The sequence below is a fragment of the Roseovarius sp. MS2 genome (assembly GCF_051447875.1).
Classification (GTDB): Bacteria; Pseudomonadota; Alphaproteobacteria; order Rhodobacterales; family Rhodobacteraceae; genus Roseovarius; species Roseovarius mucosus_A.
On record NZ_JBKHVF010000005.1, the window covers coordinates 80,509 to 92,390 of the forward strand.

General features: G+C 61.3%; 4 protein-coding genes. All 4 read left to right on the top strand.

Going from position 1 to position 11,882, the window contains the following annotated elements; genetic code table 11:
• Positions 1 to 7 precede the first annotated feature (7 nt).
• The 4 genes from ACLGGT_RS21895 (at position 8) to ACLGGT_RS21910 (ending at position 11,464) form a co-directional block, all read left to right on the top strand.
• The gene (locus ACLGGT_RS21895; RefSeq protein ID WP_437197632.1) at positions 8 to 2,671 is read left to right on the top strand and encodes a PD-(D/E)XK nuclease family protein; all 2,664 of its coding nucleotides are present in this window, start codon (positions 8 to 10) and stop codon (positions 2,669 to 2,671) included.
• A complete protein-coding gene (locus ACLGGT_RS21900; protein WP_437197633.1) occupies positions 2,671 to 6,072 on the top strand; it encodes a UvrD-helicase domain-containing protein in 3,402 nt (1,133 codons plus the stop codon). The genes ACLGGT_RS21895 and ACLGGT_RS21900 overlap by 1 nt, the downstream gene beginning before the upstream one ends.
• 1,365 nt (positions 6,073 to 7,437) lie before the next feature.
• Positions 7,438 to 8,307 (top strand): hypothetical protein, encoded by an 870-nt coding sequence (locus ACLGGT_RS21905; RefSeq protein ID WP_437197715.1) that lies wholly within the window; start codon positions 7,438 to 7,440, stop codon positions 8,305 to 8,307.
• 2,704 nt (positions 8,308 to 11,011) lie between these two features.
• Entirely contained in the window at positions 11,012 to 11,464 is a 453-nt protein-coding gene (locus ACLGGT_RS21910; protein ID WP_437197716.1) for a hypothetical protein, read from the top strand.
• The last annotated feature ends 418 nt before the right edge of the window (positions 11,465 to 11,882 follow it).

The window sequence follows — 11,882 nt, forward strand, 5'->3', positions numbered from 1 at the left end:
GTTGGCGGTGAACACCAATCCTAATCGGCGCACGATCGTCGCGCATGGCCGTTTGGCGATACGCGAACTGCGCCTCGATGCCGCCCGGCAGAGGTTTCACGGTCTGCAGATTCTCTCCTTCGAGCAGCTCGCCGTCCGGCTGGCTGGAGGCTTCACGCGGCTAATCGACGACGAGAGCCTGCGCAGCGCGATCCAAGCAGCCTTGCCGGAAACGCCGCTGGGTGAGCTCGATGGCATCAAACTGCTGCCGGGCATGGTCGATGCAGCAGCCGATACGCTCCACAAGGTCTGGCGCTCGGGGATCGACTTGGCCGCGCGCGCCCATGACCATCAACGCCTCGCGTCGATTGCACGCCTTGAAGCTGCTGTTCAGGAGCGGTTGCTGCCTGGAATGATGCGCCCCGCCGATCTGGTGGCGGCTGCGCTCAAGCGACTGGTCCATGCACCGGCGGCCATCGGCCCCGTCGAGATCGTCGGCATCACAGAACTTTCGCCGAGCTGGCGTCCACTTCTGGCTGCGCTTTCGGAGCATGTACCAGTCTCATGGGTCGCAGGACCGCGCCCCGTCCCGGAATGGCTTGCCGCAACCGGGATCAAGGTGCATCGCTCGGATGCACGGACACCTGAGCAGCACATTATCAGCGCAGCCACCGGCTATCACGAAGTTGTCGAGGCTATCCGCTGGGCGCGCGAGCTGATGGTGACAGACGGCGTCGATCCTGCCGACATCGCCATCGCCGCCGCCTCGACCGCCGAATATGATGATCACTTTCTCGCCTTGCGTGGGGACGCCAACCTCGACCTTCACTTCGTCCATGGCATCAAAGTCACCACCACCCGCGAAGGTCAGGCCGCAGCGGCGCTTAGCGATATTCTGATCCGCGGGTTCTCTCAGACCCGCATACGCAGGCTCGCGGCGCTTTGCGGATCAGAAACCGGCCCGTTCCAGTCATTGCCGCAGGGGTGGCTGCGCGTTCTGCCCGCGGACGCCCCGCTTGCCTCGCTCAGCGCCTGGGATAGGTTGCTCTCTCGTCTTACGGCTGCGGACTGGCCCGATGAGCGGGATCACACGGCGACCTTGCGTGCGATCATCGATCTGCTCGCAAAGGGGCATGCGGAAGCCGACGAGGTCGGCGCAGCGTTCCTGACCGGTCGAGCGCTATCGATCTGGCGCAAAGCACTTCTTGCTGGCCCGTCCGTGTCGCTCGATAGAACGCTCGAGTATCTGAAGCAGGATGACGGCCTTGAGGCCTGCGTGTCGCCGGCATGGATGCCTGCAAGCGCGCTCGCGGCATCGCCGCGTCGCCATGTGCGCCTCATCGGCCTCAACTCCTCGCGCTGGCCGCGCGGAATTTCCGAAGACCGGCTCATCTCCGACCACATCATCCCCACCGCCGAACTCGATCCGCTTCCGATCGGCGCTGCAGACCGGCGCGATTTCGAGACCATCTTGGCGACAACCGAGATCGAGGTCACAATGTCGCGGGCACGTCGCGACAGCGAGGGCCGGCTCCTTGGCCGCAGCGCCCTGCTCGGCCCGGTCGTGGAAGAAATTTACATCGCCCGTAACGCCGTACCCACTCATGCTTTCAGCGAGACCGACCGCCTGATGGCGCGGCCACATGAGTTCGCCAGCGACACACAGGCCGCCAGCGCGCTTGCCACCTGGCGCAATTGGCATCGCAAGGAAATTACGCCGCACGACGGATTGGTTCGCGCGGAACACCCGTTGCTGCTCTCCATCCTGGCGCAGGTCCAATCGGCCAGCTCGCTGAAGATGCTCCTGCGTAGTCCACTAGGCTTCGTCTGGCGCTATGGCATGCGCCTGAGGCTGCCTGAAAGCGGCACCGACCCGCTGGTGCTCGACGCACTCGCGATGGGCGATCTCGTCCACATGACTCTTGACCTCGCGCTTCAGGATCTGGAAGCGAATGGCGGCCTTGCCAATGCAGGCGATGCCAAGATCTCCGATGCAATCGAAGTCGCAGCCGGGAGCGTCGCGGGCGTCTGGGAAAGTGAGCGGGCAGTCCCGCCGCCGGTTATCTGGCGACGTATGCTCGACGATGCCCGCACACTCGCAGAACGCGCGCTGACCTATCGGGGTGAGCATATGGACGACGCTCGTTCCTACGGGGAAGTGGCCTTTGGTGGCGCCTCGCCCAAGACCGGCGCCGGCAGTCCATGGGATACAGCGATCCCGGTCGCTATCCCCCAAACCGGCATTGCTATCAAAGGCTATATCGACCGGCTCGATCTTTCGGGTGATGGCACGCGCGCGCTCGTCCGCGACTACAAGACTGGCCGACCGCCCAAGGACGATATCGGCATCGATGGTGGCCGCGAGTTACAGCGCTGCCTCTATGCGTTCGCGGTGAAAGCCCTTCTGGGAGCGGGCGTGTCGTTCAGCGCCTCGCTGCTTTATCCGCGTACCCAGACCGACCTTCTGCTCGCCGATCCCGAAGCGACGCTTGGCGAGCTCACCGCCTATCTGCAGTCTGCGAGCACCAGCCTGAGCGCTGGCCATGCGCTGATCGGACCGGACACCGGCGGGACATATGACGATCTCGCCTTCGCGCTGCCCGCCAACGCTGGCGCGACATACTGCAAACGCAAAATGCCGGCTGCGACTGAGCTCTTCGGTGACGCTGCTCTAGTTTGGGAGGCCCAATAATGACCGTCGCTCTGAATATCCTGCGGGACGACGCTGCGCGCCGTACTGCGATCAGCAGCCATGACCAGTCGCTCCTCGTGGAAGCCGGTGCCGGTTCCGGCAAGACCGCCGTCATGGCTGGCCGGATAGCGGCCATGCTGGCGCAAGGCGCTGTTCCCAAATCGATCGCGGCGGTGACGTTCACCGAGCTGGCCGCGAGCGAGCTTCTTGTGCGCGTCCGCGACTTTGTCAGCGAGCTTGTCGCCGGGACGATCCCGACCGAACTCAAGATCGCTTTTGCCGGTGGGCTCTCCGAACAGCACAAGGCGCATCTCGCAGAGGCTGCTGCGCATATTGACGAGATCACTTGCTCGACCATTCACGGCTTCTGTCAGCGTTTAATCAAACCCTATCCGGTCGAGGCCGATATCGATCCCGGCGCGAGCGTCATGGATCGCAATCAGGCCGACCTCGCTTTCATCGAAATCGTTGAAGCGTGGCTGCGCGAACGGCTTTCCGGTGCCGAGGGCGGCCTCATTGCCGAGATGGTGCTCTATAACCCTAGCGAAACGGTTGGCCTTATCCACCGGATCGTCGAGAATCTGCGCAAGCGGCGTACCGTCGCCGCCCCCGCCGCTGACCCGCTTGCTCCTCATCTCACAGCGTTTCGGGCAGCGGCAGCGGAATTCGCGGAGTTCATCCGCACCGTGCCGGCCGTCGAGGAAGAGACAGCGGTCTTCGCCGAGCGCTTTGCGGAAATGGCGGATCGCCTTGAGGGCGGACCCGCAATAGATACGCCCGCCGGGCTCGTGCGACTGCTGACCCTACCGCCGCATCCCGACCTTTGCACCAAGGCCGGCACGTTCCTGGCCTTCAAGAAAAAGGGCAAATGGGTCGAAGCGGCCAAACGCGAAGGTCTCGCCAAAGCAGATGGCGAGCGGCTCAATCTCGCAGCGGAAGCAGCTTATTCGACATGCTGCGTGGCATGGCAGACGCTCACCCAGAATGTCGCGGGCCGTGTCCTTGCCGACTTGATCAGCGAAGTGCGCCCCTTACTCGATCACTTCCGCGACTATAAGCGGTCCGCCGCGTTGCTCGATTTCGACGACCTGATCTTCGCGGCGCGCGGTCTTCTGCGCGACCATGACGATGTGCGCCGCGCACTAGCCGGCCGCTTCACCAAAGTGCTGGTCGATGAGTTCCAGGACACCGATCCGCTCCAGACCGAAATCTTCTGGCGCCTATGCGGTGAGCCCGTGGAGGCTGGAGATGCGAATGATTGGACGAGTTTCGTCATCCGCCCCGGGGCCCTTTTCCTGGTGGGCGATCCCAAGCAGGCGATCTACCGTTTCCGCGGCGCCGACGTCTCGGCCTATGTCCGTGCCCGCAATGCGTTTGTCGCCCAGGACGAGGACAGCGTCCTGTCGATCTCGACCAACTTCCGGTCATGTGCTCCGATCCTGACCTTCGTGAACGAAAGGTTCGAGGGGCCGCTCTCGAGCGACGGCCAACCCGGCTTCATGGCGCTCGACCCCTTTCATGCCGATCGCGGGGAAGCGCTGTGTATTGCCGCACTTGACGTCGCGGTCGCCGGCGAGGACGGCAAAGCATCAGCCGAGCAACAGCGCGATGGCGAGGCCGAAGCCGTAGCGCAGATGTGCGCCCGGCTCATCGGCAGCGAAATGATCCTTGATCGGCGCACCGGCGCAGGGCGCTTGTGCCGCCCAGGCGACATCGCTTTGCTTGCGCCCACCGGCAGCGATCTATGGCGCTATGAGGAAGCCCTGGAGCGCTATGGTATCCCGGTCGCGACCCAAGCCGGCAAAGGCCTTTTTCGCCGGCAGGAAGTTCAGGATCTGATCGCGCTCACCCGCGTCTTGGCGGATCGTCGCGATACTCTCGCTCTCGGCGCGCTGCTGCGTGGGCCGCTCGTCGGCCTGACTGAAGAGCAACTCCTCGACATCATCTGGGCGCTGCCGCGCGCTGAGGACGCACCCGACAAACTTCCGCGGTTTGACATGGGCGTCGATCCGGCCGACATCGCGCATCCGTTGGCTCGTGCCACGATCGAGAAACTTCAAGCGCTCCAGCGTCAATGCAACAGCACCACGCCGCATGAGCTATTGTCTCACGCAATCGATGCGCTGCGGGTGCGGCCGATCCTCTTGGCGCGTCACCGCGGCCAGGCCGAGCGCGCGCTGGCCAATGTCGATCTCTACCTGAGCCTGACCTCGGCATTTGCGGTACGCGGGCTGCGCGCCTTTGCCGAGAAGATGACAGCGGCCTGGACCGACGAGGCACGCGCCGTCGAAGGGCGGCCGGACGCTCAGGAAGAAGCGGTTGCGCTCTACACAATGCACGCCGCCAAAGGGCTCGAGTGGCCGATCGTCGTCCCCATCAACACGATGACGGGGATTAAGGCGCCCGATAGCGCAGTCACCGACCGCGACAGCGACACTTTCTATTGCCCGGTCTTCGGCGTGAAGCCGGCAGGCTATGAAGCGGTGCTCGACGCCGAGAAAGCTGAACTCGACCGCGAACGCATCCGTCTCTGGTATGTCGCGGCGACCCGTGCCCGCGAATTATTGGTGCTGCCGCGCCTCGATGCGCCACAGTCCAAGTCCGCATGGATTTCGCTGGTCGATCTGTCGCTGGCCGAACTGCCGGCGCTCGATCTTTCGCATCTGCCCGAAGGGATGGGTGCGGCAGCGGAACAAGCAGTCAATATTCAGACTCGCGATAGCTTTGCTGCCGAAGCCGCCGCGATCCTCGATAAGCGCCAGCGCCTCGTCTGGCTCGCGCCAAGCCGCGATGAAAGCCACGCTGGCCCGGTACTGACGCCTGAAGCCGTGGATATCTGGGCGGCTGGCGATGACAGCCAGCCCGATGACAAAGGGCTGGCGCCGAACGTCCAGGGTGGGCGAGAGCGAGGCCTCATCCTCCATAAGCTGCTTGAAGAAGTGCTGACCGGCGAGACCGATGGCGGTGAGGCGGCGTTGGCCGATCGGGCTCAGGCACTTATCTTGGAAATCGGGAAGCCGGTGATGGACGATCCTGCCCTAGGCTTGAGCCACGACGAACTCGCCGGCTGCGTGGTACGGACGCTCAACCTACCGGAAATCGCCGAGCTGCGGCCCAGTCTGGTGCCTGAACTGACCGTTTATGCGGCGATTGAGGTTGAAGGGGTTGAGCAGGCAACGATCGGTATTGCTGATGCGACCAGTTTTGGCAGCGACGGCAAGCCTGCTGTCGTAATCGACTGGAAAAGTGATGTACAGCCGACAGCGGAGACCATTGAGCACTATCGCGCGCAGGTCCGCGCCTATCTCGACATGACCGGCACCGAACGCGGGCTGATCGTACTGGTGACATCCGGCCAGGTGATCACCGTCGAGCCAAGTCCGACAGGCGTCGCTGCCTGAAGCGCAGGGAGGCATGGAAGCGATGCAGAAGCGAACGATGGCAGTCAATAGTACGCGGCTGCCACCAAGCATTTAAATCCGCAGGCATTTATGCTCTGATTCGATCACGTCTAGGGGGCGGGCCTCGTGTCATCTTTTGGTTTTACGTTCTTCGCGCAAAGCACTCGGTCAGGCTGAGCAAATGATGTTCGGCGTAAGGCTGGCGTGCGCGACGAGTCGGCTTTCTCATCGTCCACCAGCGCTATGCCGATCATTTCTTCCAGGACCTCGGTTCTGCAGACACGGTTACGTTATGCGCTCCTCATCCTTGGCTCTATCAGAGCTTGCGAACGAGGCGCCCGATTCCCAAGGATTTTGCGCTGGCCTTTACCGATCTCGAACACGAACTGACCGGACGACTCAAATTTGCCGAGGACTGGCGGAGAGAAGGATGCGTGATCGGTGGGAGGTTTATCCCCGCGCGATAACCAGCCACCGCCTATGTGTATTGGACTGCGCTCGCCAAGTGGGGCCTGATCGGCACCGCCCTGACGGTCGTCCCTGGGGTCGCCCGGATATGGCCAAACTCCTCGCCTCATCCAGCAAACGGACAATCCACGACGACGACGGCAAACCTTTTGAGGCAATGGCTTGCCGATCTCAGGTTGATCGATGCCCCCGCAGATTGGGAGACTGGGGAAACTGAACGAGCGGTACAACGAGGATGGCGATGGAAAACTGACCCTCGACCTGACTCCTCGGGAGCAAAGCTATATCGCTGGCAGTTGCGCGCCGTCCGTTCGCCGAACGACCCGGCGAACCGTCGCTCTTGGCTAAACTGGTAGGAAAGCCGCTCGATGGCGCAGACCATTGCTGGGACGCAGCGATTGTATCTCTGGCCGGCCATGAAGCTCCGATGCTAAAACGCGCCGGCCAAGCTGCGGCGCTATCGGCGATAGGCAGGGCGATCTACGCAGCCTGGTCGAGATCCTCAAAGAGAACAGAGATAAACGCCCGCAGCCTGATCGGCATCGATCGGCGCTCAAAGACACCGTCGATCAATGGGCAAGCAAGCCTCTCGGCTTGATATGAACTATTCCTTGACGAAATTGTGGCATCTTCCACCGCCGTCGAGGCTGTCTTGAAGGATACCTTCGCTGGGTTCGGCGGGGCGGCAAGGATCCCATGTCGCCTTTGATGTCTATGCCGGAGCCGAGGTGAGCAGAAGACGATCGCGCACGACTCGCTGCCAATCAGTTCGGTGTAGATCGCCCGCATGGAGTGGCAAGGCGAACACCATGGCAAGCCGATCCGCTCCACTATCGCTGGGGCAACGTAAAGCGCCTGCTGCGCGATCTGGAGGGTGTTGCATGAGCGACCGCAAGCATGCCCGGCCAACCCTATCTCGACGAGCTGCGACCGGGCGACTGGAAACGTCAGGTAGCGCTCTTTGCAACCTATTCGGTTGACCTCTCCGCGGTCGCTGCGACGTTGCTGGCACTGATCGGCCGCAACAACGAAAAGGCAGCGCACAGCGTCGATTTCGCCCAAGCGATCGATACGCTGCGTGATCGCGTCAGGATCATCATACAGCGCGGCCGGATCGCGCGACCAGTCGCGCTGCCTCGCATTGCAGGCATCCTCGATCAGTTTATCGCCGAGCAGGATCATGATGAACGTGATCGCAGCTGGCACCCCAAGATCGCCCTTGTTGCCTACGATTGTCCTAGAGGGGAAATCCGCTGGAAACTGTGGATCGGCAGTCGAAATTTGACTAGATCGCAGGATCTCGATGTTGGCGTTCTGCTGGACGGAACCAACAAGCGCGCGAAGGGTCGCGGCCGCCTTAAAGGCGTTGGTGCGCTGGCGGCAACTCTCGCACGGGCTGCATCGCGTACCGATGCCGAACACTTGGCCGAGCAGCTGGAAGCGATCTGGTGGCAGGCCCCAGAAGGCTTCCAGTTGCGCTCCCTGCTCAACGGGCTCGATGAAGATACTCCGCTTCCCGCACAGCCGCCCACCGCCAGGCCAGATCGATGGAATAACGGTCATCAGCCCTTTCTTGTCGCCCGGGTTCCTGAAGACGGCCGGCAAATGGGGACCGGACGGTTCCAGAACGCTGATTTCGTCGATGCCAGCTCTTGTAGATATGGCCAGTCGATCGAGCAAGCCGCTCAAGGCATTCTCAAAAATCCTAGCCTATGCCGCACCAGATATGCTGCCCGACAAAAGCGCCGTTGCGCTCCCAAGCAATGAGGCTGTCACCGAAGATGATGCTGAGCCGTCCCCGCTGGCTTTACACGCGAAGCTCGTTTGCTTTCATTTAGGCGAAAGGACGATCTTCAGGATCGGGAGCGCCAACGCGACCGAGCGTGCGTGGGCGGCCGCAACTCGGAGGTTATGGTGGAACTGGAGGCTGGTGACGCATTCACGTCCGGCTTGGTTTTCCTGGTCGGGAAGGCAACGCCAGTCTCCATCGAGGAACTTGCTGCAACTGCAGCACCAAATGCGAGCGAGGCTGACGCGTTGGAAGAATCGCGCAAGATGCTAATGGCCTCGTGGCAGCCGATCTGCGGCGCGACGGCGAGCGCTTCTTGATCGATGCAGGCGCAACGCCGTTGCTCGCATATCAAGCTCACCAGCTCGACGCTGGGTCCGTAAATGGAGATCTTCTGCCTTGGCCAAGCGGCGTTAGTCGGCTCGATCTCGGAACTATTCCCCTATCGCACCAATCCGCTTTCATTCAGGTTCAGATCAAAGGCCCGGACGGCGCCGTTCGATGGATGCAGCGGGTCGTTATCGATCCCCGTTGGACGAGCAGCGCGACCTTGCCGCGCTCGCTAGTCATATGGGGCTTCGCGCATTCCACGACTGGATGCGCGCAATGCTGAGCGAGACACGCTTCCGGTTGGCGGTGGTGACTGGGATGAAGATACTCGTTCGCCTGTAAGCGTCATAAAGGCCAAGGCTATGATCGCCTGACGCTGGAGGACATTCTCACCGCCTGGGCGCGCGATCGAAAGGCGTTCGGTCGTGCCGATCGTTACTTTGCGCCCTACGTCGACGCACTTCTCGCGCATGGCGACAATCTCAGCGACGCGGAGAAGGTAGACTTGAATGAACTCGCGCAAATCTGGGCCATCGCACGGACCAGGCTCACGTTATGAGCGCTAGATCCATGCCTTTCCAAGCCGCGACGGTTAAGGCGGCTACCGCAGCCCTTTCGGGCGATAATCCGCTCCGTCGCTTCTTGTCGCCGATGAGGTGGGTCTCGGTAAAACTGTTGTTGCGCGCGATACACTTGCCGCGCTCGCAGATAGGGCACGCAAGTTTACGGTCTATTATATCACCAGCGGCTGAAGGTCGCCGACCAGAACAAGCTTGAGCTGCTGCGATTTCTCGACAAGGACGACGCTAAACATGCGCTGTCAGGCATCGATCGATCGGACTCATTCCCTTCGAGGAAAAGCGCAAAGGCAAGCTGCGTCTGGACGCTTTACGCCAAGGACCTCATTCTCCAACTCCCAGCGTCTTTACGGAGGGAAGGCTGTCGAGCGTGCGTTCATCAAACTGTTGGTGGACGAGCTCTATCCGGGCTTCGGATGAATTTCCCGAAGGCTACATCGAATATGGGCGACTTCGGGCTGCCTTGGGCATGCGGTGCAGCCCAAGATAAATTCGACAATGCTCTGGTGTCTTCAAAGCCGCCTATGGGCGTGCGCTACGTGCGGAATTTGGCAAGCCGGCACGCGAAAAAATTCTGCGTGCAATAGAGACAAGCAAGCACGGTCAGAGCCTGGGCCGGATGCGAAAGGCGCTTGCCCAAGCTGCGTTGGATTCCGCGCCTCCCGATCTCGTGATTTTCGACGAGTTTCAATGCTACCGCGACCTTCTCAACGCGGGCGAGGATAATCCGCTGGCGCGCCAATTGCTGGAAGGACAAGAAGGGGAAGCGCCGCGCCGATCCTCCTCTTGTCTGCCACGCCCTATCGCTTTTACGCCGAACGCTGGGAAAACGGCACCGGAGCCGCACCACACCTCGAATTTTTTGAGATTATCGAGTTCCTGGGTCGACCATTCGCGCGGAGGCTGAAGCGCAGTTTTGTCGATTTGGTGATCTATTGCATTTGATTGGCCACTTGCCGCTCGACAATCGGCAAGCCGCTATCGAGGAGGCGCAATCCTCAAGCATAGTCTGGAGGATCTCCTCACACCATTGATGTCGCGTACCGAACGTCCAGTGTTTCACCATCCAACAGAACCCGAACCCTACTCCGTAAGGATCGAACCCCATGATCTCGACGTCTATAGACACTTCACCGATCATGTATCGCCCAAGCTGGCAAGCAGCGCGATCGCCTACTGGCTGTCCGTGCCACTGCCCGCGCAAGCCTTGGGTGATCGGTATCAGATCTCTCGCGACATAGATTTTCCTGCAACGCGCAGTGTTCCACGCCTCGGGGTCACGAATTGCTTCAAGCCGCCAAGAGATGGCTGGGGAAGCGCCAAGCTGCGCGCGCTCAACAGGCTCGTGCCAACTGACGCGCTCGCGCTCCCGTGGGTACTGCCGTCTCTGACATGGTGGGCACCTTCAGGCCCTTGGACAAAAGTGACGCAGTCCCCAAGATGTTGATCTTCAGCCGGTTCAGGGCGACTCCCCAGAGCCTTGCGGCTCTCGTCAGCCTCGAGGTCGAACGCAAGCACGTTGCGAAAGGCAATCTTCTCTACGCAGCCGCATGGAAGAAACGGCACCTCAATCCCAAGCCCAAACAAGGCCCGACGCTTGCCCTGTTTCATCCCAGCCCATTCCTCGTTCGAACTGTTGATCCCCTCGATGTGAAGGGAAAGCGACAATAAATCAGGTCAGAGCCCGAGCGCGTCAGCAGATCATTCAATCGCTGCCGGCGTCGATTGCGGCCAAAGCACCGAATGCGCGCAGCAACCGGCGGCGCAAACCAGCATGGGCGGTCCTCGCGCGATCGAGCGCGCCCAGAAAGCCCCGCTCGCCCGCGAGTTCAACTCGGTTCAGAAGTGCTGGAGCCGGGTCGCGCCAAAAGACATGGCGCTCCAAACGCTACTCAAACAACGCCAAGACGCCGATGCGATCACATGGCTCAGCGGCTGGAACTCGATGCCTTGGTCGATATGGCGCTTGGCGCTCCGGGTGTTGGTCGGCCGAGCACTTTACCGCCACCTGCCCAGCCTGTTTGACTTCAACGAGCAGCATTTCACGCAGTTGGTGCGCTTCTGCTGGACGCGGCTGCGAACCTATCTTGATCGCCCCGTTCTGGTCGATCCTGCCGGGGAGGATGCGACCCAGAAATATCAAAGTGCGTCCATCGACGGCTGCCTTGAAGCGGTACTCGATGAACATTTTGGCTGCGCAAATCAAAGGTCAATGCCGATGGGCTGATCGAGGATTTGTCCGCGGCGCTCGCTGCAAACGTCGGTACATTCGGGTTCAAGGGGCTAAAAAACGCGACAAGATCCGAATCCGCTGCCATGCTGCAGTGCCGTTCGGCGGCACAGAAAAGGAAACGCAACGGCACGATCAAGATACCAATGAACCGCCACCGGCGCGCTCGGAAGAAATCCGCAGCGCGTTCAACACGCCCTTTTGGCCGCACGTCTTGGCGACAACCTCCGTCGGCCAGGAAGGACTGGATTTCCATAGCTGGTGCGACAGGCTCGGCCATTGGGATCTCTGCTCAAGCCCAGTCGATCTGGAGCAACGCGAGGCCGGGTGCAACGCTTCGGTGGACTAACTGTACGACAGCCGCTTGCCCTCAAACTCGGTGAGCAGGCCCTAGCCCAGGCCCGAGGCCGAACAT